This window comes from Streptomyces sp. NPDC019443 (assembly GCF_044389785.1).
In the GTDB taxonomy this organism is placed as follows: domain Bacteria; phylum Actinomycetota; class Actinomycetes; order Streptomycetales; family Streptomycetaceae; genus Streptomyces.
The window spans coordinates 708,331-730,913 of sequence record NZ_JBIRYJ010000002.1; the positions used below are offsets into that span (position 1 = coordinate 708,331).

A 22,583-nucleotide genomic window follows, 5' to 3' on the forward strand; every position below is an offset into this window, starting at 1 on the left:
TTAGGAGCCGGAGAACTCGGTGTACTCGTCGGAGGAGAGCAGGTCCTTCGGCTCCTCCGTGACGCGCACCTTGAAGAGCCAGCCGCCCTCGAAGGGGGCGGAGTTCACCAGCGACGGGTCGTCCACCACGTCCTGGTTGGCCTCGACGACCTCACCGCTGACCGGCGAGTACAGGTCGCTGACCGACTTGGTCGACTCCAGCTCGCCGCAGGTCTCGCCCGCGGTCACCGTGTCACCGACTTCCGGGAGCTGTACGTACACCACATCACCGAGCGCGTTGGCCGCGTGCTCCGTGATGCCGACTGTCGACACGCCGTCCTCGGCGGGCGACAGCCACTCGTGCTCCTTGCTGTAGCGCAGCTGCTGGGGGTTGCTCATGGCCTGAATTCTCCTGTACGCGGGGGAGTGATGCTGAACGGGCGTGGTGTGGTGCTGAAGATCACTTCTGGCGCTTGTAGAACGGCAGCGCGACGACCTCGTACGGCTCGTGGGCGCCGCGGATGTCGACGCCGACGCCCTCGGCGCCGGGAGCGGCGTGCGCCGCGTCCACGTACGCGATGGCGATCGGCTTGCCCAGCGTCGGCGACGGGGCGCCCGAGGTGACCTCGCCGATCACCTGACCGCCTGCGACGACCTGGTAACCGGCGCGGGGGACCCGGCGGCCCTCGGCGATCAGGCCGACGAGCTTGCGCGGCGGGTTGGTCCCGGCGCGCTCGGCGGCGGCCTCAAGGGCCTCACGGCCGACGAAGCGCCCGCCATTGGCCGTCTTCTCGAACTTCACGACCCGGCCCAGTCCCGCGTCGAACGGTGTCAGCGCGGTCGTCAGCTCGTGCCCGTACAGCGGCATGCCCGCCTCCAGGCGCAGCGTGTCGCGACAGGAGAGGCCGCAGGGGATCAGACCGGCCGGCGCTCCGGCGTCGGTCAGCGCCTGCCAGAGCTTCTCGGCGTGCTGCGGCTCGACGAAGAGCTCGAAGCCGTCCTCGCCGGTGTAACCGGTGCGGGCGATCAGCGCCGGGACACCGGCGACCGTGCCGGGCAGGCCCGCGTAGTACTTCAGCCCGTCCAGGTCGGCGTCGGTCAGCGACTTAAGAATGCCCGGGGACTCGGGGCCCTGGACGGCGATCAGGGCATACGCGTCACGGTCGTCGCGCACCTCGGCGCCGAAGCCCTCCGAGCGCCCGGTCAGAGCGTCCAGGACGATCTGCGCATTACCCGCGTTGGCGACGACCATGTATTCGGTATCGCCGAGGCGGTAGACGATCAGGTCGTCGAGGATCCCGCCGTCCTCCTGGCAGATCATGGTGTAGCGGGCGCGGCCGACGGCGACACCGCCGATGTTGCCGACCAGTGCGTAGTCGAGGAGGTCGGCGGCCTGCGGCCCGGTGACGGTGATCTCGCCCATGTGGGAGAGGTCGAAGAGGCCGGCCTTGGTGCGGACGGCGTTGTGTTCGTCGCGCTCACTGCCGTACCGCAGCGGCATGTCCCAGCCCGCGAAGTCGGTCATGGTCGCGCCCAGCGAACGGTGCAGGGCGTCGAGGGCGGTCAGACGGGGGGCGTTGCTCATAGATGTGGCTCCCAGGGCATGCTGGCGAGGACAATCCTCCCCATCTGTCATCGGAACCTGAGAGGTTCGTCGCGACCGCACGTATCGGTGGTCGTGACTTGCACCTTGGGTGGAGCCACTCGACAGCGGCTCGCTTTTCAGATCTGCCTCATCACACGCGGTACGGGGCCTGAGAGATTCAAGGGAGGGACTTGCTCCTTCGGCGCCCGGCGCACACAGTGGCCAGGACTCTCCCGCGTGGATTCAAGCGGCCGGTATGCAGTTGGCGCGCACATCATTGCACGCATCGTGGCGGAGTGGGGCGACAGGTCCTTGGCTGCAATATGGTTGTGCCTCATTACCGTTTCTTTACACTTCATGGGCAAGGGTGGGTAACCCGACATGGGGGAGGGTGATGACGTTGCACCGCTCCGAGGCGTACGCGACGACCGCGGGGGTGCCCGCCCCGCCGGGCGCGGCCGCTCGGCGACTGGCCGAGGTGCCTGCGCCCGTGCTGCGTGACCTGAGAGACCGCTCGGGTCACAGCCCGCGCAGTCTGGTCTTCGCCGCCGGTGACGTGGTGGTCGTCTCCGGCCTGCCCGGCAGCGGAAAGTCCACGCTGATCCGGCGCGCGGCGCGCGGCCGCGGCATCGACTCGCAGGACACCCGTGACCGGTGGGACGCGCGGATGCCGAAGCTCCTGCCGTACGCCGTCTACCGCCCACTGGTCCGGATCGCGCACTACGCCGGACTGCGGCGCGCGTTGCGCTCCGGCGAGAGCGTCGTCGTACACGACTGCGGCACCCAGGCCTGGGTGCGGCGCTGGCTGGCCCGCGAGGCGCGCCGCCGCGGCCGCGGCCTGCATCTGGTGCTGCTTGACGTCACGCCCGCGGTGGCCAGGGAGGGCCAGCGCGAGCGCGGCCGCGGAGTGTCGGGGTACGCATTCGCCCGGCACCGGCGGGCGGTGGGCCGTCTGGTCGGCGACGCGGAGGCCGGGCGGCTGCCCGCGGGCTGCGCGTCTGCGGTGCTGCTCGACCGGGACTCGGCGGGGGTGCTCGGCCGGGTCGGCTTCGAGGAGTCGAAAGCAGGCCCGTCCGGCGATTGAGGACAATGGGGGCCGAAGGCCGCGCCCCCACCCGCCCCGGCGGACCCCCACGGCGTTAGGGTCGTGGCGCGCAACCGTGGGAACGCAGGGGGAGAAGGACAGCACATGCAGACACCGGATCATCCGCATCCGCATCCGCATCCGTACGGCGGCTGGCCGGGGAACGAGCTCGAAGAGGTGCTCGCCGCATCCCTCGGCAACCCCTCCGCCGGAGGCCGCCTCGTCGAGGTGCTCGGCCGCAGCCAGATCTGGGTGCCGCTGCCCAACGGCGGCGGTCCGGACAGCCGCAACCTCGATCTGCCCACCATGGAGATCGACGGGGCCGCGTACGTCCCGGTCTTCAGCTCCGAGCAGCAGTTCCTGCACTGCGTCGGCAGCCATATGCCCTTCACCATCGCCCCCGCCCGCGAATTCGCCCGTGGACTGCCCCCGCAGCTCGGCATCGCCGTGAACCCGGGCGGCACGGTCGGCGCCCCGCTGCCGCCGCCCGCCGTCGCCGAGCTGTGCCGGGTGGGACGCACGCCCCTCGACGGTCCGGCGACCGGCGGCCGGGTGCGGCTCTTCGAACCCGACTGGCAGGAGGAGCCGGTGGACTTCCTCGCCGCCGCGGCCGGTGAGTTCGAGAGCTCCGGCGTCGTCGTCACCGCCCGCCGCGCGCTCGCCTCCATCGAGGGTGAGTCGCCGACCCTGTTCATCGGCGTCCAGCTCTCCTCCTGGGAGGCCGCCGAGCGCAACGCCCCGATGGATGCGCTCGGCCGGGCGCTGGGCCGGGTCCAGGTGGGCTGGCCGGTCAATCTCGTACTGCTGGATGTGGCACAGGACCCGGTCGGCATATGGATGCTGGAACGGGTGCGCCCCTTCTACCAACGACAGCACGTGTAGTCGTCAAGTCGGCGTCAGAACTCCCGATTAAGCTGGTTTGATGGCCAGGCCGGACCCGCCGCACTTGTGTGCCGGGTGGATCGAAGAGGGGCGGAACCCAGGGTGAGTGCGTCAGGCACCGCGGCGGCCGGGCAGGTCGAGCACATGCTGCGGCAGGTGACTCCTGGGCGCTACGACGCGTACGAGGCGCTGCTGCAGGCGATCGCAGACCCGGCCGGCGGCCGGCTCTGGATGCTGCTCTGGCACGGCCAGGCGGGCTCGCCCGACGCCCAGTACGGGAACATGGAGGTCGACGGCGTCGGTTACGCCCCTTGCGTCACCTCCGCCCAAGAGCTCTCGGTCTGCGGCTGGAACCGCGCCCACGAAGTGGTCAGCGGTCCGGACGTCGCCCGCGCCCTGTTCCCCGACCGCTGGGGAATCTGGCTCAACCCGCACGCCCCCGGCGGCGGCGTCGGCATCCCCTGGCTCGATCTGCGCCGGATCGCCACCGGCCTCGACCGGATGCCCGCCGGACCCCTGCGGATGTCCGAGCCCGCCATCGACATCCCGCACTTCTACGGCCTGCTCTCGCAGAACGCCCACCGCACAGCCGCGGTCCGCTCGTTGCGCCGCGCCTGGGTGCAGCCCGCCCTCGGCGCTCCGTATCTCGCCATCGGGCTCGATCTGTACGACACCGGCAGGCAGTCCGTGGACGCGGTGCGGGCCATGATGCAGCAGTCGATCGCCGCGGTTCCGGACGGGCTGCCGGTCTCCACCGTCGCGATGTCCGACGAGTACGACCCGGTGACGATGTGGCTGCGGGCCAACGCCCGTCCGTTCTACGACCGTGACGCACACGGCGGCGCACCGGTGGTGGGGGCCGCCCCGGCGGAGCCGGGGGGCGGCTACGGCTACCCTCCGCCGCACGGTCGCTGAGACCTTTACACAACGGCACCATTGCCGTCCCGGCCCAACACATTCCGTGTCCTGTAGTGATGGTCAGGGTGGGATTGTGCGCGTCTCGGGTCTCAAAGGCCTTTCAATCGAATGAGTTGACGGGTGCGGCGGATGGGTCCGCATGGCGGTACCTCACTCAACTTTCGCCCCATATGCGGTAGATGGCGATCCGCTCAGTCAGCGCTGTCGTCCGTATAACGGAACCCCCCTCCCCTCATCACGTTTGAGCAAACATTCCCCGGGGGGGCTGGCGGGTGATCGCGAGACCGTTGAAGACTCCCGCAGCAAGGGGATATTCGCCCCTGTGTACGGCGTGCTTCACGCGTACTTCTCGCACCAAAGCTTCACGTGCACCACAAGTTGTGAAAAATGCCGCTACAGCGGCGGGTACGGGCCGGTCACCTCCGGCCGAGAGGGGTCCCCACCACGATGACGGCACCATTGCACGACACGAGCGCGGACGCGGACAAGGCCGCAGCCGTCGATGTCGCGGCGGATGTAGTCAACAAGTCGGTAGAAGGGCGGTCGTTGCGACAGATCGCCTGGACCCGCCTCAAGCGGGACAAGCTGGCGCTGGCCGGCGGCGTCGTCGTCATCTTCCTGGTGCTCGTGGCGATCTTCGCGCCGCTGATCGTGAGTCTGCTCGGCCACCCGCCCAACGAGTTTCACCAGGACGAGATCGACCCGCTGTTCGGCACCCCCAAGGGCGCCTTCGGCGGCATCAGTTCGGACTTCCTGCTGGGCCTCGAGCCGCAGAACGGCCGCGACGTGTTCAGTCGCATCGTCTACGGCGCCCGCATCTCGCTGCTCGTGGCCTTCCTCGCGGCGCTGGTCGCCGTTCTGCTCGGCACCATCTTCGGCATCGTGGCCGGTTACTTCGGCGGCTGGGTCGACGCGATCATCAGCCGGGTGATGGACATGCTGCTGGCCTTCCCGCAGCTGCTCTTCATCATCTCGCTGGTCTCCGTCCTCCCCAGCGATCTGTTCGGCCTCACCGGCACCAGTGTCCGCATCGCCGTCCTGGTCATGGTGATCGGCTTCTTCGGCTGGCCGTACGTGGGACGCATCGTGCGCGGCCAGACCCTCTCGCTGCGCGAGAAGGAGTACGTCGAGGCGGCCCGGAGCCTGGGCGCCGGTCAGCGGTACGTCCTCTTCAAGGAGTTGCTGCCCAACCTGGTCGCGCCGATCACCGTCTACACCACCCTGATGATCCCCACGAACATCCTCACCGAGGCGGCGCTCAGCTTCCTCGGGGCAGGTGTGAGGCCGCCGACGGCCTCCTGGGGGCAGATGCTCTCCAAGGCCGTGGAGTACTACCAGGAAGACCCGATGTTCATGGTCGTCCCGGGTGTGGCGATCTTTGTGACGGTGCTGGCCTTCAACCTCTTCGGCGACGGAGTGCGGGACGCACTCGACCCCAAGGGCACCCGGTGACGGCACCCCCCGCGGCGCCGTCCGGCCGCAGACAAATGAACGTGCCCCTGCCACACATGTCAGGCGGCTCCCCGATGGTTCCCCGGCATCAAGCCAAGGACCGCGCTACTCCGGAGGTTGCAGAAACAATGAAACCCCTACGTTCGTCGAGGAGCAGGCAGATCGCCGGTGCGGCGGTTGTCGTGGCAGCCCTCATGTCCACCGCGGCGTGCGGTGGCGGCGGTTCCAAGGACGAGGACGGCGCCGGCAAGGCCGCCGGATACAACGCCGGTACGAAGGGCGTCGCCAACGCCTCCGCCAAGAAGGGCGGCACGCTCAAGTTCATCGGCAAGCAGGACTTCGACTCCACCGACCCGCAGCGCCAGTACTACGGCATGGCCTGGGACTTCTCCCGGTTCTACGCGCGCCAGCTGATCTCCTACGCGCCGAAGCCGGGTGCCGGCGGCGCCGAGCTCGTCCCCGACCTCGCCAAGGCGAACGGTGTGGTCTCCAACGACGGCAAGACGTACACGTACGAGCTGCGCGACGGGATCACCTGGGAGGACGGCACGCCGATCACCTCCAAGGACATCAAGTACGGCATAGAGCGCATCTGGGCCACGGACGTCATCACCGGCGGTCCCGCCTACCTGCGCCAGGTCCTCGACCCCAAGAACGAGTACAAGGGTCCCTACAAGGACACCACCCCGGACAAGCTTGGTCTGAAGGCGATCCAGACGCCGAACGACAAGACCATCGTCTTCAACCTGGCGACGCCCAACGGTGACTTCGAGCAGATGCTCGCGATGCCGGCCGGCTCCCCGGTGAAGAAGGAGAAGGACACGCAGGCCAAGTACCAGCTGAAGCCGTTCTCCTCGGGCCCGTACAAGTTCGAGTCGTACGCGCCGAAGAAGAGCGCTGTCCTCGTCCGCAACGACAAGTGGCAGAAGGCCTCCGACCCGATCCGCGCCGCGCTGCCGGACAAGATCACGGTCACGATCAACTCCAACATCGAGGCGATCGACCAGCTGCTGATCAAGGGCGACTACGACCTCGACCTGAACGCCACGGGCATGTCCCAGTCGGGCCGCACCGCAGCGCTCAAGCAGCACAAGGACAACGTCGACAACATCGAGACCAGCTTCATCCGGTACGTCGACATCGCCACCAAGGTCCCGCCGTTCGACAACGTCGAGTGCCGCAAGGCCGTGATCTACGCGGCCGACTACAAGTCGATGCAGACGGTCCGCGGTGGCCCGGACGCCGGTGGCGACATCGCCACGAACATGCTGCCGAAGTCCATCAAGGGCTCGGACGACTACGACCCGTACGGCATCCTGGCGCGCGACGGCAAGCCGGACGTCGCCAAGGCGAAGGCGGCTCTGAAGGCGTGTGGCAAGCCCGAGGGCTTCACCACCAACATCAGCGCCCGCAGCAACAACCCGGGTGAGGTTCAGGTCGCCGAGGCGCTGCAGCAGTCGCTGCAGGCCGTCGGCATCAAGGCCCAGGTGGAGTCGATCGACGGCGCCGAGTCCTCCAGCATCACCGGTGCTCCCGCGGTGGTGAAGAAGCGCGGTCTCGGTCTGGTCATGACCGGCTGGGGCCCGGACTTCCCGACCGGCCAGGGCTTCTCACAGCCGCTGGTCGACGGTCGCTTCATCGTGGCCAACGGCAACTACAACGTCTCAGAGACGAACGACCCGAAGATCAACAAGTTCTTCGACGACGCTCTCAAGGAGACCGACCCGGAGAAGGCCGGTGAGATCTACAAGCAGATGAACCACGCTGTCGCGGACCTCGCCGTGCAGATGCCGTTCATCTACGAGAAGAACTTCACCTGGCGCAGCTCGCGGCTGACCAACGCCTACTCCACCGCGGCGTACAACGGCCGTTACGACTACGTCTCCCTCGGCGTCGTCAAGTAACCGTCCCTCGTGACGAGTCACAACCCACCATCGCCCAACCCGCCAGTCCCGAAGGGCAGGTGATGGCCTCGGGCGGCGGTCCGGGGAACCCGTAATCCGGGATCTCCGGGCCGCCGCCGGGCCGCGCACAGTGCTTGCTTACGTCATCCGGCGCTTGTTCGCCGTCGCCATGATGCTGATGGTCGTTACCCTGACGACCTTCGTCATCTTCTTTGTGCTGCCGAAGTGGGCCGGAATGGACCCCGCCTACTTGTTCGCCGGCAAGCAGACCGACCCGGCCTCCATCGAGGGAATCCGTCAGAAGCTGGGGCTCGCCGATCCGGTCCTGGTGCAGTTCTGGCACTTCGTCCAGGGTCTGTTCGTCGGTCGTGACTACATCAGCGGCACGGATGTCACGCACTGTCCGGCCCCCTGCTTCGGCTACTCCTTCCGCACCGAGCAGGAGGTGTGGCCGCAGCTCACAGAGGCGATTCCGGTCACCCTGTCGCTCGCCGCGGGCGCCTGCCTGCTCTGGGTCGTCGGCGGTGTCGCCACGGGCGTCGTCTCCGCGCTGCGCCGGGGCACGCTGTGGGACCGGGCCGCGATGACCGTCGCACTGGCCGGCGTCTCGCTCCCCATCTACTTCACCGGTCTGCTGTCGCTGGCCATCTTCAGCTACCAGCTGGACTGGGTCAGCGGGGAGTTCGCGCCGTTCAGTGAGGACCCGGCCCAGTGGTTCCAGACGCTGATCCTGCCGTGGATCACCCTCGCCTTCCTCTACGCGGCGATGTACGCCCGGCTCACCCGGGCCACCATGCTGGAGATCATGGGTGAGGACTACATCCGTACGGCCCGTGCCAAGGGCCTCACGGAGAAGGTCGTCATCGGGCGGCACGCGATGCGCTCGACCTGGACGCCGGTGCTGACCCTGCTCGGCCTGGACCTGGGCGCGCTGCTGGGCGGTGCGGTGCTCACGGAGTCCACGTACAACCTGCCCGGACTCGGGCACCTGGCGATCGATTCGATCGAGACCAAGGACCTTCCGCTCATCCTCGGTGTCACCCTCATCGCGGCCCTGTTCATCTGCGTGGCAAACCTCTTCGTGGACCTTCTGTACGCAGTCATCGACCCCCGAGTGAGGATCGGATGACCAGTTTCGACAAGCCCAGTACCGAGGACCTCGCTGTGACCGGCACCGCACTGGGGGAGCCCGCCGCGGTCGGCTCGCCCGCGCCCACCGCCTTCCTGGAAGTACGCGACCTCAAGGTCCACTTCCCCACCGACGACGGTCTGGTCAAGTCCGTCGACGGCCTCAGCTTCCAGCTGGAGAAGGGCAAGACCCTCGGCATCGTGGGCGAGTCCGGCTCCGGCAAGTCCGTCACCTCGCTCGGCATCATGGGTCTGCACACCGCGGGCCAGTACGGCCGCCGCAAGGCACAGATCTCCGGCGAGGTCTGGCTGGACGGCCAGGAACTGCTCGGCGCCGACCCGGACATGGTGCGCAAGCTGCGCGGCCGCGAGATGGCGATGATCTTCCAGGATCCGCTCTCCGCGCTGCACCCGTACTACACGATCGGCCGCCAGATCACCGAGGCGTACCGGGTCCACCACGACGTCGACAAGAAGACCGCGCGCAAGCGTGCGATCGAGATGCTCGACCGGGTGGGCATCCCGCAGCCCGACAAGCGCGTGGACGGTTATCCGCACGAGTTCTCCGGCGGTATGCGCCAGCGCGCGATGATCGCCATGGCGCTCGTCAACAACCCCGAGCTGCTGATCGCCGACGAGCCGACGACCGCCCTGGACGTGACCGTCCAGGCGCAGATCCTCGACCTCATCCGGGATCTGCAGAAGGAGTTCGGCTCCGCGGTCATCATCATCACCCACGACCTGGGCGTCGTCGCCGAGCTGGCCGACGACATCCTGGTGATGTACGGCGGCCGGAGCGTCGAACGCGGCCCTGCCGAGAAGGTCTTCTACGAGCCCCAGCACCCGTACACCTGGGGTCTGCTGGGCTCGATGCCGCGCATCGACCGGGACCAGACCGAGCGCCTCATCCCGGTCAAGGGCTCCCCGCCCAGCCTCATCAACATCCCCGACGGCTGTGCCTTCAACCCGCGGTGCCCGTACGCCGATGTGCCGAAGGACAACCTGACGCGCACCGTCCGCCCCGAACTCCACGAGGTCGGCAGCCGGCACTTCTCCGCCTGCCACATGTCGCAGGACGAGCGGACGCGGATCTGGACCGAAGAGATTGCGCCCAAGCTGTGAGTGAGAACGACGTGAAGATCCCGGAGCAGCAGACCGCAGCGGCCGCCTCCTCGTCCGAGGCGCTGCTCAAGGTCGAGGGCCTGGTCAAGCACTTCCCCATCAGGAAGGGGCTGCTGCAGCGGCAGGCCGGGGCCGTGCAGGCCGTCGACGGGCTGACCTTCGATGTCCGCCCGGGCGAGACCCTGGGCGTGGTGGGCGAGTCCGGCTGCGGCAAGTCGACGATGGGCCGGCTGATCACGCGGCTGCTCGAACCGACCGGCGGGAAGATCGAGTTCGAGGGCCACGACATCACGCACCTGGGCGTCGGCAAGATGCGCCCGCTGCGGCGTGACGTCCAGATGATCTTCCAGGACCCGTACTCCTCGCTGAACCCGCGGCACACGATCGGCACGATCGTCTCCGCGCCGTTCAAGCTGCAGGGGGTACGGCCCGAGGGCGGGATCAAGAAGGAGGTCCAGCGGCTGCTCGAGCTGGTGGGCCTCAACCCCGAGCACTACAACCGCTATCCGCACGAATTCTCCGGCGGCCAGCGCCAGCGCATCGGCATCGCGCGTGCGCTCGCGCTCAAGCCGAAGCTGGTCGTGGCGGACGAGCCGGTCTCCGCGCTGGACGTCTCCATCCAGGCGCAGGTGGTCAACCTGCTGGACGACCTCCAGGAAGAGCTGGGCCTGACATACGTGATCATCGCGCACGACCTGTCGGTCATCCGGCATGTGTCGGACCGGATCGCGGTGATGTACCTCGGCAAGATCGTGGAGCTCGCGGACCGCAAGTCGCTGTACGAGTCGCCGATGCACCCGTACACGAAGGCGCTGATGTCGGCGGTGCCGGTGCCGGACCCGCGGCGTCGCGGCGGCAAGAGCGAGCGCATCCTGCTGAAGGGCGACGTGCCCTCGCCGATCGCTCCGCCGACGGGTTGCCGGTTCCACACGCGGTGCTGGAAGGCGACGGAGATCTGCAAGAAGCAGGAGCCGCCGCTGATCGCGCTGCGAGCGGGCCAGCAGGTTGCCTGCCACCACCCGGAGAACGCGCAGGACCGGGCGCCGGAGGATGTTGCGCTGGCGTCGGCGCGGGAGGCGATCGAGATCGTGACGGCGACGCCGAAGTCGGTGGAGTCGGCCAAGGCCGCGGCCGACGCGGAGTCCGGGGCGGGCCTTGCGAAGGCCGACACGGCCGGGGCGGAGCCCAAGACGGGCCTGGCCAAGGCCGGCGCCGAGGGTGACGCCGGCGACAGCCAGGACCGGCCCGCCGACGGCGAAGGCGCCGACGGCGCGGACGCCGGCCGTTCCGAGGGCTCGGGGGACATCTCCAAGGAGTAGAACCGGCACAATCGTCCGGTGCTCCAAGAACTGTTCACGCCCTCCGTCCAGCACGCGCTCGACCTCGCCGGAATCTTCGTCTTCGCGATCTCCGGCGCACTGCTCGCCGTACGCAAGAACTTCGACGTCTTCGGCATCGCAGTGCTCGCAGAGGTCACCGCGCTGGGCGGAGGGCTTCTCCGTGACCTGATCATCGGTGCCGTCCCGCCGGCCGCCTTCACCGATCTCGGGTACTTCCTCATGCCACTCGTGGCGACCGGCCTCGTGTTCTTCCTGCACCCGCAGGTCGAGCGCATCCAGGTCGGCGTCAATGTCTTCGACGCCGCCGGCCTCGGGCTGTTCTGCGTCACCGGCACCACCAAGGCGTACGAGTACGGGCTCGGCCTGACCGCCTCCGCCGCGCTCGGCCTCGCCACCGCCGTCGGCGGCGGTGTGCTGCGCGACGTACTGGCCAACGAGGTGCCCTCGCTGCTGCGCTGGGACCGCGATCTCTACGCCGTCCCCGCCATCGTCGGGGCGACCATGATCGTGCTCTGTATCCGCTTCGATGTGCTGAACGCGGCCACCAGCGGACTCGCCGTGGTGACCGCGTTCGTCCTGCGCCTGCTCGCGATGCGTTTCCACTGGCGGGCACCGCGCGCCTGGAACCGGCGTTCGGCGGCCGTCGAAGAGACCTAGGCCGCCGAAGAGACGTAGACGGCCTCCACGGCACCGCGTTCCGGCGGCCGTCACCGGGCAATCGGGGAAAGCTACCGCTCAGTAATTGTCTGTTGTACGGTGCTGCCATGGCACAGGCTGTACAGGCATCCATCGGGGACAGCGAGTTCGACCGCGACACCGCTGTCACCCTGCGCGCACCCGGCATCTACGACGCGGAGCTCTCGGCGGGCTGGACGATCATCAGCGCCGTCAACGGCGGCTATCTGCTGGCCCTGCTCGGCCGCGCGCTGGGCGAGGCGCTGCCGCACCGCGACCCCTTCACGGTCTCGGCGCACTATCTGAGCGCGTCCCAGCCGGGCCCCGCGGTGATCCGCACCGACGTCGTACGCACCGGGCGCACGCTCTCCACCGGCCAGGCGTCGCTGTTCCAGTACGGGGAGGACGGCGCCGAGATCGAGCGGATCCGTGTCCTCGCGACGTACGGGGACCTGGACGCGCTGCCCGACGACGTACGGACGTCGGCGAAGCCGCCCGCCATGCCGCCGCTTCAGGACTGCCTCGGTCCGTCCGACGGCCCCGCGCCGAAGATCCCCGGCAGTTCGGCGATCACGGACCGCCTGAACATCAAGCTGGACCCGGCGACCGTCGGATGGGCCGTCGGTGCACCGTCGGGCAAGGGCGAGATGCGCGGCTGGTTCTCCCTCGCGGACGGCCGGGACGCGGACCCCTTCTCGCTGCTGCTCACGGTCGACGCCCTGCCGCCGACGTCGTTCGAGCTGGGCCTGAAGGGCTGGACCCCCACGGTCGAACTCACCACGCACATCCGGTGCCGCCCGGCGCCGGGCCCGTTGCGGGTCTCGATCACGACCCGCAACCTGGCCGGCGGCTTCCTGGAGGAGGACGCGGAGGTCTGGGACAGCGCGGACCGGCTGGTGGCCCAGTCGCGCCAGCTGGCGAAGGCGCCGCGCGGCTGACTCGTACCCTCTCATCGGCCGGGCGGCTACGACGGGGGCTCCTGCGGCCATGCCGACCGGGCGGCGAGACGGCTGAGGGCCTTCTCCGACTCGGTGTCCGGTTCCGCGCTGAAGACAAGCACCTGCTGCCCGGGATCGTCCGGGGGCTCCACGTTCTCGAAGGCCAGCTCCATGCACCCCACCAGGGGGTGCCGGAAGAGCCGGGTGCCGAAGGCCCTGGCAGGCACGGGCGGCTGGGACCACAGCGCGGCGAACCCGGCGTCGGATTCGGCGAGTTCACCGATCAGGGCGGCCAGTCTGCCGTCCCGGGGATGGTCGTCCGAGGCGAGGCGGAGGCAGGAGGTCATCCGGCGGGCCTCCTCCGCCCACCGCGGATACAGCTCGCGGGTGCGCCGGTCGAGGAACAGCATCCTCGACAGGTTCGGGCGGTGGCGTGCGCTGAGAGGGCTGTCCCTGTCGAGGTGGCAGGCGAGCAGCGCATGCCCCAGCGGATTCCAGTAGAGGACGTCGTGGCGGTGGTTCAGGGCGACGGCAGGCATGCCCTTCAGGCCTCCCATCAGGTGCCGGACGCCTTGCCCGGTGCATTCGTCGGGTACCGGTTCGTCAGGCTGCGCGAGCCGGTACAGGTGGGCCCGCTCGTCGTCGTCGAGCCGTAACACCCGGGCGATAGCTTCGAGTACGGCGGGCGTGGCGTCACGGTGTCTGCCCTCTTCGAGGCAGATGTAGTGGGTCAGGCCCAGCCCGGCGCGTCTCGCCACCTCTTCGCGCCGCAGGCCCGGACTGCGGCGGCCCGAACCACCGGCGGGAATGGTCTCTTCCGGGGGCATGCGGGCACGCCGCGTGCGCAGAAACTCCCCCAGGTCGGCAGGTCTGTCCATGTGAACAAGTCTCCAACAGCCGGGGGGGTTGGGGAGGGGCCCAGCCTGCCCCTGTCAGCCCTACCCCGCGAATGGGCACCCACCCCGCACTATCACCAATTTTGACTGATGGTTCAACAATATCCAGAAAGTTCCGGGATCTTGGCCTATTTCACTCTCTCAATAAACCGAACAGTGCGAGACTTTGGGCATCGACTGACCGATTGTCATCTGACTGTGCGTAGCTGATCCGGTGACCCGTGAGCAGGGGATTTACATCGGCACCAAGCGGAATCACCATTCGCGACACACAGATTCAACTCCGCGACAGACGGGAAAGCGCATGCACCACATGCAGGAGTGACCTACGTCACTCTGGCTTCTTTCCGATGTCTGCCCGCCCACGGGGCATGACACAAGTCGCCCCTGTATCACCATGCGGAAGGAGATCAGCCTTGCAGAGGTCCACGGGGGATCGAAGAACCGAGTTGGGGAGATTCCTCCAGTCAGTGCGTAGCCGGCTGCGCCCGGAAGACCTCGGCCTCACCGGTGACGGTAAGCGCCGCCGGGTGGCCGGACTGAGGCGTGAGGAAGTCGCCCTTCTCGCCGGAGTGAGCGTCAACTACTACACACGGCTGGAGCAGGGACAGAACCGGAACGCTTCACCAGAGGTGCTGGACGCACTCGCCACCGCACTGAGACTGAGGCCGGACGAACGAGCCCACCTGCACGACCTCGTCCGGCCGACCCACGCCACCAAGGCACCGCGGACGACCGAGCAGGTGCGCCCGGGCCTGGAGCGGATGATCGGCTCCTTCGAGAGCGGGCCCGCCGTGCTCCTCGGAAGACAGACCAAGGTGCTCGCCTGGAATCACCTGGCCCGCATCCTCTTCACCGGATACATCGATCTCACCGGCCAGGACGGCGACTTCGAGCCGCCCAACCTGGCCCGGTTACTCTTCTGCGCCCCCGGCGCGCGGCAGCTCTACACCGACTGGGAGTACGAGGCCCAGGACCTGGTCGGCTATCTGCGACTGATGCACGGCCGCTACGCCGGCGATCCCGAACTGACCGATCTCATCGCCGAACTCTCGTCGAAAAGCCGGGAGTTCGCCGCGATGTGGTCGGAGCACCGGGTCTGGGACAAGTCCCACGGCACCCGCCGGCTCAACCACCCCGACGTCGGTGCGCTTACGCTCATTTATGAGACGTTCAGGCTTCCCGAGGCTCCTGATCAGGCCATCGTGCTGTACCAGGCCGAGCCCGGATCGCCTTCCGAAGCCACACTTCGCAGGCTTCTGGAGAAGCGGGAGGCCTGAGCGCGCCGGGTCTTCCCCGGACGCCGGACATTCGCCGTCCTTAATTTGCTGTCCTTCTTCAAACGCCGACACGGCGGATACCCGGCCACCGACAGGAGGGCCATCAGGTATCCGCCGTGAGTTCTCGGCACTACGCGGCGAGGAACTTCTCCAGCGCAGTGGCCAGTGCGATGGGGGTCTCCACCATCGGGTAATGGCCCGCGTTGCCCATGACCAGCAGCTCGGCGTTCGGGTAGTGCTTCATCCAGGTCTCGTTCATGGCGTCGGCGTTGACCGCCGGATCGTTCTCGCCGACCACCGCCAGCGCGGGCACCTCGGCCCCGGCGATGCGGGCCGAGAAGTCCGTGGAGCGGAACGAGTCGAGGTAACCGCGGAAGGCCACCGGGCCGATCTCCTTCATCGACTGCTGTGCCCAGGCGTCCACCCAGGTTGCGGAGAGCCGGTTTCCGGTGGTCATATCGATGATGATCCGCCGGTTCTCCACCTGGTGGGCGGCGTCGGCGAAGAGCGGGAAGTCCGAGTCGGGTATGGGCATACCGGTGGCCGGCACCGGGCTCAGGCCGATCAGCTTGCGCACCCGCTGGGGGGCCTTGAGGAGCACCTGCTGGATCGGCATGCCGCCCAGCGAGTGGCCGATGAGCGAGAACTCCTGCCAGCCGAGGCTGTCCGCCAGCGCGAGCGTGTCCGACGCGATCTCGTCCGTGCTGTACGTGCCCGTCACATCGAGGGCCTTGCCGAAGCCGCGGGCGTCCATGAACGCGTACGTGAACCGGGTCCCGTCCAGATAGGGCCACCAGGCGCGGAACGATTCGAGTCCGCCGAAGATCGAGTGCAGCACGATGACCCGGTGCGGGCCATTGCCGACGACATGGCTGTTGGGGACGTAGCGGCCGTTGCCGGACATGGTTTCCTCCGTGGAGTCGGTCGGACGGGCGGTGGCTTCCCGAATGTCGGGAGCCAAGTCGGGGGATGGATCGGGATCCGTGAAGATCCGGTTCAACTCCCCGTACAAAGCGTCGAGTTCGTCGTGATGTCCGTGCATGACGATGTGTCCGTCGGGGCGCACCAGGTGGAATCCCGCACGCCGGCAGTGCAGTTCCCGGTGCGCGCGGCGCAGCAGTTCGGTGCCGCGCCGCCCGCTGCCCGGTCGGCCGCCCCCGGCGTCGATCACCCGGACCTGGCGTTGCCACGGCCGGGCGAGGTGGCGTACCGCCTCGGCGAGCCGGCCGTCACCGCCCTTGGCGGCCGGGACCACCACGACGGCGAACCGCGTGGGGTCGGCTTCGGGTCCCGCGGCGCCCAGGCCGAGGGCCAGGTCTCTCGGGAGCGCGGCGCCCTGCTTGGCGTGTCGGCGCAGCGAGGACCTCATGTCGCACCAGTCGGCGGGGACGGGCAGTCGGGGGCTCTCCGCGGTGGCCGGGGCGGTGGGGTAGACCCAGCGGCGGCCGGCCGCGATGGGGACGTAGAACCGCTCGAGGGTCCGGGTGCGGTCCAGTGCGCGCATGGCGGTGTCGCGCAGCGCCACCTGCGTGCTCTTGTTCCACATGGCCGCGCGGGTCTGCAGATCGGTGTCCCGGACGACGGCGTCGGCCACAGCGGCCCGCTCGGGGGTGTAGCTCTCCAGCAGGCCGGTCCGCGCGTCACCACGGATGACGGAGGCCAGTTTCCAGGCCAGGTTCTGGGCGTCCTGGATACCGGTGTTGAGGCCCTGGCCGCCCATCGGGCTGTGTGCGTGCGCCGCGTCTCCCGCGATGAACACCCGGCCCATCTGGAAGGAGGCGGCACGGCGCCGGTGCACCCGGAAGGTGGTGACCCAGTCCGGCTCGATGAGCCGCAGGCCGCCGGGGCCGCGCACGTCCACCAGGCTCTGCATGTCCGTGAGCGTGCCGTTCTCCAGGTCCGCGGGGGCATTGGTGAAGAAGCGGTACAGGCCGTAGGGCTGGGGGACGATCGCCAGTACGCCGATCCGCGACTGGTAGTAGTGGATCTCGTCGGGGTCCAGCGGATTGTTCGCGATCCGGGCGTCGGTGATGAGGAAGCGGTTCTCGTACGTCGCGCCCTCGTACGGGATGCCGAGCTGGTTGCGTACGACGCTCGTCGCCCCGTCCGCGCCGATCACCCAGGGCACGGTGAAGCGTTCGACGGAGCCGTCGGCACGTTCCAGTGTGGCGGTCACCCGGTGGCCGGGTGTGATCCGGCCGCTGAAGTCGAGGCCCTGGAGCCCGAGCAGTCGCACCTCGCGCTCGATCGCGCCACCCAGCCCCTTGAGGCCGGAGATGAGGATCTCCTCGGTGTGCCGCTGCGGAAGGCAGTACGGGGCCATGTCGTCGGGCATCCGCATCCGGGTGACCGGGCGCCGCTCCGAGTAGTACGTCATCTGTCGTAGTTTCACGGCGACTTCGCCCACCGATCCTCCAAGACCCAGGTCCTGCAGGACATCCAGGGTGCGCGGCCAGACGAGCATCGCCTTGGAATGCACACTCGCCTGCGCAGCGGCGTCGACAAGACGCACCCTGATGCCGCGCCGCAGGAGTTCGCACGCCGCGGTCAGACCGGTCGGTCCGGCTCCGACGATGAGCACATCGCATTCATTCTCGGTGTTCATGGAGAGCCTCCTACGCGGTCGGCTACTGGGGCGGGGGTAGGACGGCTTCAGGTGAGGAAGGCCAGCGAAATGGCGTAGCTGTCCTCGTGCATGCGGTAGCGGTCGATCAGCCCGTCGGTCACGCGGAGTTCGAGGGCGAAGTCCGACGCGAAGCTCTTTCCGGTCGCATTCACCTTGTACTGGAAGTGGCCGAGCACGATGGCGAGCTCACCTTCCACCACGATCCGGTGCACCTGGAATTTCTCCGGCTCCATGTTCTCGCCGGCCTGCCGGAAGAATTCACGTACCTCGTCATGGCTCGACCGGCTGCCCATCCAGGGAATGAGGCCGGTGTCGCCGGGAGTGAACCAGTCGATCGGCTCTGAAAGCAGTTCTGTCGCACGTTCGAGATCACCGCTGCCAAGCAGCCGGAAGTATTCCTCGACGACGCTTCGTGTGGAGTTTGGCATGCGCCGAAGGTATTCACGTTTCGGCCGGATGAGACAGACCCTGCCAGTGGTAGGAACCTGGGCCATATGAGGACGCGGGTACTGGCTAGGCCTCCGTCGCGACTCGGATGCTCGTTGCCGAATCAGCCGACAGGAATCGAAAGGCCTCCCATGTCAACTGTCAATAGTGCGGACGGGACAAGGTCAGCTCCGGCCGCCGAGCCGGCCGCGCCGCCGAACCGCATGACGCGGCGTCAGACGCTGACCCTTGTGCTGCTGCTCGGCGCCCAGTTCACGCTTGCGGTGGACTTCTCGATCATGAATGTCGCGGTTCCGGTCATCGGCCGGGAACTCGACGTCGCCCAGGAAAACCTGCAGTGGATCGCCACGTCCTTCGCGCTCGGCGCGGCCGGCTTCAGCCTCCTCTTCGGCCGTATCGCGGACATGATCGGGGCACGCCGGGTGTTCCTGGCGGGCCTGGCGCTGCTCACGGTCGCCTCACTGCTCGGTGGTCTCGTCGACTCCTCGGGGCCGCTGCTGGCCGCCCGCGTCGCCCAGGGTCTGGCCACAGCGATGGTGACCCCCGCGGGCCTGGCTCTGCTCACCACCTCGTTCCCCGAAGGGCCACTGCGGGAGCGTGCGTTGGGACTCAACGGAGCCATGCTCTCCGCGGGCTTCACCTGTGGCGCGATCGTCGGCGGTCTGCTCACCGACACGCTGAGCTGGCGCTGGGGCTTCTTCATCAATGTGCCGATCGGCCTGCTGTTGATCGTCGTCACCCCCATGCTCCTCCAGGGCAGCAGCGGCCGGCGCGGCAGCAAGCTGGACATCCCCGGCGCGATCACGGTGAGCGCGGGTCTGGTCGCCCTCGTCTACGGCATCTCCGCGGCCGGCCAGTACGGCTGGGCGGACTCCACCACACTGCTCGCCTTCGGGATCGGTGTGGTGCTGCTCGCGGCCTTCGGGTTCATCGAGCTGCGCGCCGCCGAACCGCTCGCGCCGCTACGCGTGTTGAGGCTGCGCAGCGTGACGTGGGGGAACATTGGCGGCTTTGTGACGTTCATCGGCTTCACCGCCATGATCTTCCTGCTCACGCTCTACCTCCAGGAAGTGCTGGGCTACTCGGCGATGACGACCGGTCTCACCTTCGGTGTGCTGGGTGTCGGCGCCTTCCTCGGTGGCGTCACCGCGCCCCGCTGGATCGGCGTCCTCGGCAGCAGCCACGCGCTTTTGGTGGTCGGCCTGATCGTCCAGGGTGTCACCGTCGGTGTGCTGTTCTTCGCCGGCGCCGAGCGTGGCTGGCTGGTCCCGGTGCTGGTCCTCGCCTTCCTCAGCAGTTATGGCCATGTGGCCGCCATCGTGGGCTTCATGGTCACGGCGACGTCCGGGCTGCCGAACGAGCAGCAGGGCCTGGCCACCGGTATCACCACACTCACCCAGCAGGTCAGCATCACCATCGGAATTCCGATCATGAGCGCCATCGCCACCGCCCGGATCCGCTCGCAGGCGGGCGCACCGATCAGGGACGCGACGCTCAGCGGGATCAATGTGGCGATCCTTGCCAACGGTCTGCTGATCATCGCCGTCGCTCTCCTCGTCGGCTTCTTCCTCAAGAAGCGCAGGGCAGCCCTGAGCTGACCGGCCACGAGCTGAAGGGCCGGCCCTCCCCGGCCCTTCAGCCGCCGAAGTCCGGCCATCGAAGTCCCGCCCATGGCCCCCCGGCCATGGACTCCAGCCCCGCCACCAACACCAGCCCCACCAGGAACACCGCTGTCACCCAGGGGGAATGATGCATCGAGAGACGAACCACGGGTCGGTCACGCACACCGGGACCAACGTCCTGATCATCGGCGCCGGGCCGACCGGCCTCATGCTCGGCTGCGAACTGCGGCGCCGGGGCGTCGACTGTGTCGTTGTCGACCGGGAGAGCCGGATCGACCGGCGCACCCGCGCGGTGATGGTGCACGCGGCGGCCCTCGAACAATTCGAAGTACTGGGCCTGCGCGCGGAGTTGGAGGCGCGGGGCGTCCCCCAGCAGCGGATCTCCTTCCATACGTACCGCGGCGCCACACACACCATCGGCTTCGCCGGACTGGACACCGCCTACTCGTACTACCTCAATGTGCCCCAGCCCGAGGCCGAGGCGGTACTGGCCGCCGCGTACCGGGACATGGGCGGGCTGCTGATCCGCGGTCTGCGCTACGAGCGGCACACGGAGGACGACGGCGAAGTCCGGGCCGAGCTGACCGGTGAGGCGGGCCCCCACCTCGTCACCGCGCGCTATCTGGTGGGCGCCGACGGCGCCGGATCCACCGTGCGCGAGCGGCTCGGCGTCGAATTCCCCGGCGTCACCTACCCCATGAGCTACCTCCTTGCCGAGGGCACGCCCGCCGTCCCGGTCGACCGCGACGAGTCCGCCATGTACATCGGCCCGGCGGGGGCGGTCTCCCTCCTCCCGCTCCCCGACGGCCTTGTCCGCATAGCGGGCCCCGTCTGGGCCGCACAGCTCGACCGCGATACGACCGTCACCGTGACTGAGTTCCAGTCGACGGTGGACCGCCTCGGATTCGGCAGCACGCTACGGCTGGCAGAGGCGCGCCGCGTCGCCCACTACCAGGTGCACGAGCGGCTCGCCGACCGCTTCCTTACGGGCCGGGCAGTACTTGCCGGGGACGCCGCCCATCTCAACTCTCCCGCCGGCGGCCAGGCCATGAACACCGGCTTCGGCGACGCAGCCGCGCTGGCCTGGCGGCTCGGCCACCTCCTCGACGGTGCGGACCCCGGTCCGGCCGCCCCCGGTCCGCTCGACGACTACGCACGCGAGCGGCGGGCCGTCGCCGCGGATGTCGCCCGCACCACCGGAGTGCTCGGGCTCCTCGACGCCATGCGTGACGCGGTGACCCCGGCCGCGCACCAGGCCGTGGAGGACGCGCTCTCGGGACTCGCCGAGGCCTGGAGCCAGTTGTACGTCACCTACCCGGCCGCCGACTCCGATGGCGTCGGTCCCCAGGAACGGCCGCACCGCGACACCTACCGGCTGCGGCCGGGCGCCCGGGTCCCCGGCCACACCCCGGATCCGCACCGCTTCACCCTGCTCCTGCCCCCCGGCGGCGAGCTCTCGGCCGCCGCCCGGGTAACCGGCATCCCGGCGGGCACGCTCAGCGCCGCACAGACGCCCCGCCAGTCCGCGCTGTTGCCGGTCCCCGCCGCCGTACTCGTACGGCCCGACGGTCATGTCGCGGCCGTGATCACCCAGCCGCCCGGCGAACACGCGGAGCACGCGGAGCAGGCGGAGCAGGCGCACCACCACGACGTCACCAAGGGAGTCGCCGTATGAATACGCCCGTTCTCACGATCACCGGCACCGGCAGCTACCTCCCCGAGACCCGGCTGGATGTCGCCGACGCCGCCGAGCGGTACGCGGGGGAGGCCGACCGTATCCTCTCCACCGGGTACCGGACCGTATGCGCAGAGAACACCCTCTACCCGGCGGACATGGCGCTCATCGCGGCCCAGCGCGCACTGTCCGCTGCGGGTACCAAACCCGAGGACCTCCAGCTGCTGCTCGTGACCGCCATCCATCGGCACGGCCACAAGCGGCTCTGGTCACCTGCCTCCTGGCTGCAGTCCCAACTCGGCTGTCCCCAGGCACTGCCCCTCACGGTCAACCAGGGGTGCAACGCCCAGATGCTGGCACTCGACGTGGCGAGCCGGTTTCTGGCGGGAAGCAGCGGCGGGAGCGCGCTCGTCGTCGCGGCCGACCAGTTCGCCTCGTCGGGCTTCGACCGGTTCACCGCCGACTACGGCATCGTCTACGGCGACGCGGCCGCGGCAGCGGTCCTGACGTCCGGGCCGTCCGGGCAGTCCGGGCCGGGATGGCGGGTCCTGAGCACTCGTACGGTCTCCGATCCCGGCCTCGAAGGACTCCACCGCGCCGACGCGCCGGCCCCCGAACACCCCGAACTCCTCGACGCGGAGCACGACGTGCGCAGCGCCAAGCGGCGGTTCCTGAGCGAGAACGGCGCGGACCGGCTGCAGCGCGCCACCCGGGCGGCCGTCAACGAGATCGGCCGCGCCCTGCTGCCGGACGGCGACGATCCCCGGCTGCGCCGGGTCGTCTACCCCAACCTGGGGCTGCGCCTTCTCGAGGAGAACTACTTTCCCGAGTTCCCGGGCGGCGAGGCGAAGTCGCTGTGGGACTTCGGGCGGACCGTCGGACACCTGGGCAGCGGCGACCAGATCGCCGGTCTCGACCACCTCGCCGACGAGGAGTTCGCCGCCGGCGACCGGGTCCTGCTCCTCGGCGCCGGCGCCGGATTCACCTGGACAGGAATGCTCCTTGAACACGACTGAACATCCGGACACGG

Annotated in this window: 19 protein-coding genes and 1 riboswitch; of the genes, 14 read left to right on the forward strand and 5 right to left on the reverse strand. The window is 68.8% G+C overall.

Features of this window, described 5'->3' with window-relative positions; translation table 11 throughout:
* A complete protein-coding gene (gene gcvH, locus ACH492_RS09510) occupies nt 1-378 on the reverse strand; it encodes a glycine cleavage system protein GcvH (RefSeq protein WP_398984501.1) in 378 nt (125 codons plus the stop codon).
* A 61-nt stretch (nt 379-439) separates the two neighbouring features.
* Nucleotides 440-1,564 (reverse strand): glycine cleavage system aminomethyltransferase GcvT, encoded by a 1,125-nt coding sequence (gcvT, locus tag ACH492_RS09515; protein ID WP_398984503.1) that lies wholly within the window; start codon nt 1,562-1,564, stop codon nt 440-442.
* Between the two features lie 148 nt (nt 1,565-1,712).
* A riboswitch (glycine riboswitch) is annotated at nt 1,713-1,810 on the reverse strand.
* Nucleotides 1,811-1,958: 148 nt separating this feature from the next.
* Here gcvT and ACH492_RS09520 point away from each other — a divergent pair.
* The 10 genes from ACH492_RS09520 to ACH492_RS09565 all read left to right on the forward strand — a co-directional run bounded on the left by ACH492_RS09520 (nt 1,959) and on the right by ACH492_RS09565 (nt 13,007).
* The gene (locus ACH492_RS09520) at nt 1,959-2,648 is read left to right on the forward strand and encodes an AAA family ATPase (protein WP_398984504.1); all 690 of its coding nucleotides are present in this window, start codon (nt 1,959-1,961) and stop codon (nt 2,646-2,648) included.
* A 105-nt stretch (nt 2,649-2,753) separates the two neighbouring features.
* Entirely contained in the window at nt 2,754-3,530 is a 777-nt protein-coding gene (locus ACH492_RS09525) for an enhanced serine sensitivity protein SseB (RefSeq protein ID WP_398984506.1), read from the forward strand.
* A gap of 102 nt (nt 3,531-3,632) precedes the next feature.
* Nucleotides 3,633-4,445 (forward strand): enhanced serine sensitivity protein SseB C-terminal domain-containing protein, encoded by an 813-nt coding sequence (locus ACH492_RS09530; RefSeq protein ID WP_398984508.1) that lies wholly within the window; start codon nt 3,633-3,635, stop codon nt 4,443-4,445.
* Between the two features lie 450 nt (nt 4,446-4,895).
* Complete coding sequence (locus ACH492_RS09535; protein ID WP_398984510.1) at nt 4,896-5,900, forward strand: ABC transporter permease; 1,005 nt, start codon at nt 4,896-4,898, stop codon at nt 5,898-5,900.
* Between the two features lie 128 nt (nt 5,901-6,028).
* On the forward strand, nt 6,029-7,804 hold the full coding sequence (locus ACH492_RS09540) for an ABC transporter substrate-binding protein (protein ID WP_398984512.1): 1,776 nt from the start codon (nt 6,029-6,031) through the stop codon (nt 7,802-7,804).
* A gap of 130 nt (nt 7,805-7,934) precedes the next feature.
* Nucleotides 7,935-8,933: an ABC transporter permease gene (locus tag ACH492_RS09545; RefSeq protein ID WP_398984514.1), complete on the forward strand. Its 999-nt coding sequence runs from the start codon at nt 7,935-7,937 to the stop codon at nt 8,931-8,933.
* A complete protein-coding gene (locus ACH492_RS09550; protein ID WP_398984516.1) occupies nt 8,930-10,054 on the forward strand; it encodes an ABC transporter ATP-binding protein in 1,125 nt (374 codons plus the stop codon). The genes ACH492_RS09545 and ACH492_RS09550 overlap by 4 nt, the downstream gene beginning before the upstream one ends.
* Nucleotides 10,051-11,373: an ABC transporter ATP-binding protein gene (locus ACH492_RS09555; RefSeq protein ID WP_398984518.1), complete on the forward strand. Its 1,323-nt coding sequence runs from the start codon at nt 10,051-10,053 to the stop codon at nt 11,371-11,373. Before ACH492_RS09550 ends, ACH492_RS09555 begins: the two co-directional genes overlap by 4 nt.
* An 18-nt stretch (nt 11,374-11,391) precedes the next feature.
* Nucleotides 11,392-12,051, forward strand: a complete 660-nt coding sequence (locus ACH492_RS09560; RefSeq protein ID WP_398984520.1) for a trimeric intracellular cation channel family protein — start codon at nt 11,392-11,394, stop codon at nt 12,049-12,051.
* 107 nt (nt 12,052-12,158) lie between these two features.
* Complete coding sequence (locus tag ACH492_RS09565) at nt 12,159-13,007, forward strand: thioesterase family protein (RefSeq protein WP_398984522.1); 849 nt, start codon at nt 12,159-12,161, stop codon at nt 13,005-13,007.
* A gap of 26 nt (nt 13,008-13,033) precedes the next feature.
* Here the strand turns inward: ACH492_RS09565 and ACH492_RS09570 are convergent, their stop codons facing one another.
* A complete protein-coding gene (locus ACH492_RS09570) occupies nt 13,034-13,885 on the reverse strand; it encodes a helix-turn-helix transcriptional regulator (protein WP_398984524.1) in 852 nt (283 codons plus the stop codon).
* 467 nt (nt 13,886-14,352) lie between these two features.
* Here ACH492_RS09570 and ACH492_RS09575 point away from each other — a divergent pair, with 467 nt between their 5' ends.
* Nucleotides 14,353-15,183, forward strand: a complete 831-nt coding sequence (locus ACH492_RS09575; RefSeq protein WP_398984822.1) for a helix-turn-helix domain-containing protein — start codon at nt 14,353-14,355, stop codon at nt 15,181-15,183.
* A gap of 130 nt (nt 15,184-15,313) precedes the next feature.
* On the opposite strand, the gene ACH492_RS09580 is transcribed toward ACH492_RS09575, so the two are convergent.
* Nucleotides 15,314-17,788 carry an alpha/beta fold hydrolase gene (locus ACH492_RS09580; RefSeq protein WP_398984526.1) on the reverse strand — a complete coding sequence of 825 codons (2,475 nt, stop codon included), beginning with the start codon at nt 17,786-17,788 and terminating at the stop codon, nt 15,314-15,316.
* A gap of 47 nt (nt 17,789-17,835) precedes the next feature.
* Complete coding sequence (locus tag ACH492_RS09585; RefSeq protein ID WP_398984528.1) at nt 17,836-18,237, reverse strand: nuclear transport factor 2 family protein; 402 nt, start codon at nt 18,235-18,237, stop codon at nt 17,836-17,838.
* Between the two features lie 222 nt (nt 18,238-18,459).
* Between ACH492_RS09585 and ACH492_RS09590 the strand changes: the two genes are divergently transcribed.
* The 3 genes from ACH492_RS09590 to ACH492_RS09600 all read left to right on the forward strand — a co-directional run bounded on the left by ACH492_RS09590 (nt 18,460) and on the right by ACH492_RS09600 (nt 22,569).
* Nucleotides 18,460-19,854, forward strand: coding sequence for an MFS transporter (locus ACH492_RS09590; protein WP_398984530.1), 1,395 nt, complete (start codon nt 18,460-18,462; stop codon nt 19,852-19,854).
* Between the two features lie 148 nt (nt 19,855-20,002).
* Nucleotides 20,003-21,553 (forward strand): FAD-dependent monooxygenase, encoded by a 1,551-nt coding sequence (locus ACH492_RS09595; protein ID WP_398984532.1) that lies wholly within the window; start codon nt 20,003-20,005, stop codon nt 21,551-21,553.
* The gene (locus ACH492_RS09600) at nt 21,550-22,569 is read left to right on the forward strand and encodes a ketoacyl-ACP synthase III family protein (RefSeq protein WP_398984534.1); all 1,020 of its coding nucleotides are present in this window, start codon (nt 21,550-21,552) and stop codon (nt 22,567-22,569) included. Before ACH492_RS09595 ends, ACH492_RS09600 begins: the two co-directional genes overlap by 4 nt.
* Nucleotides 22,570-22,583: the final 14 nt, after the last annotated feature.

What these genes read in the sequence shown, in the direction of transcription:
- gcvH (WP_398984501.1), bottom strand. Translation starts at nt 378, where the DNA reads ATGAGCAACCCCCAGCAGCTGCGCTACAGCAAGGAGCACGAGTGGCTG.
- ACH492_RS09520 (WP_398984504.1), top strand. Translation starts at nt 1,959, where the DNA reads ATGACGTTGCACCGCTCCGAGGCGTACGCGACGACCGCGGGGGTGCCC.
- gcvT (WP_398984503.1), bottom strand. Translation starts at nt 1,564, where the DNA reads ATGAGCAACGCCCCCCGTCTGACCGCCCTCGACGCCCTGCACCGTTCG.
- ACH492_RS09585 (WP_398984528.1), bottom strand. Translation starts at nt 18,237, where the DNA reads ATGCCAAACTCCACACGAAGCGTCGTCGAGGAATACTTCCGGCTGCTT.
- ACH492_RS09580 (WP_398984526.1), bottom strand. Translation starts at nt 17,788, where the DNA reads ATGAACACCGAGAATGAATGCGATGTGCTCATCGTCGGAGCCGGACCG.
- ACH492_RS09550 (WP_398984516.1), top strand. Translation starts at nt 8,930, where the DNA reads ATGACCAGTTTCGACAAGCCCAGTACCGAGGACCTCGCTGTGACCGGC.
- ACH492_RS09570 (WP_398984524.1), bottom strand. Translation starts at nt 13,885, where the DNA reads ATGGACAGACCTGCCGACCTGGGGGAGTTTCTGCGCACGCGGCGTGCC.
- ACH492_RS09540 (WP_398984512.1), top strand. Translation starts at nt 6,029, where the DNA reads ATGAAACCCCTACGTTCGTCGAGGAGCAGGCAGATCGCCGGTGCGGCG.
- ACH492_RS09565 (WP_398984522.1), top strand. Translation starts at nt 12,159, where the DNA reads ATGGCACAGGCTGTACAGGCATCCATCGGGGACAGCGAGTTCGACCGC.
- ACH492_RS09590 (WP_398984530.1), top strand. Translation starts at nt 18,460, where the DNA reads ATGACGCGGCGTCAGACGCTGACCCTTGTGCTGCTGCTCGGCGCCCAG.
- ACH492_RS09595 (WP_398984532.1), top strand. Translation starts at nt 20,003, where the DNA reads ATGATGCATCGAGAGACGAACCACGGGTCGGTCACGCACACCGGGACC.
- ACH492_RS09535 (WP_398984510.1), top strand. Translation starts at nt 4,896, where the DNA reads ATGACGGCACCATTGCACGACACGAGCGCGGACGCGGACAAGGCCGCA.
- ACH492_RS09600 (WP_398984534.1), top strand. Translation starts at nt 21,550, where the DNA reads ATGAATACGCCCGTTCTCACGATCACCGGCACCGGCAGCTACCTCCCC.
- ACH492_RS09525 (WP_398984506.1), top strand. Translation starts at nt 2,754, where the DNA reads ATGCAGACACCGGATCATCCGCATCCGCATCCGCATCCGTACGGCGGC.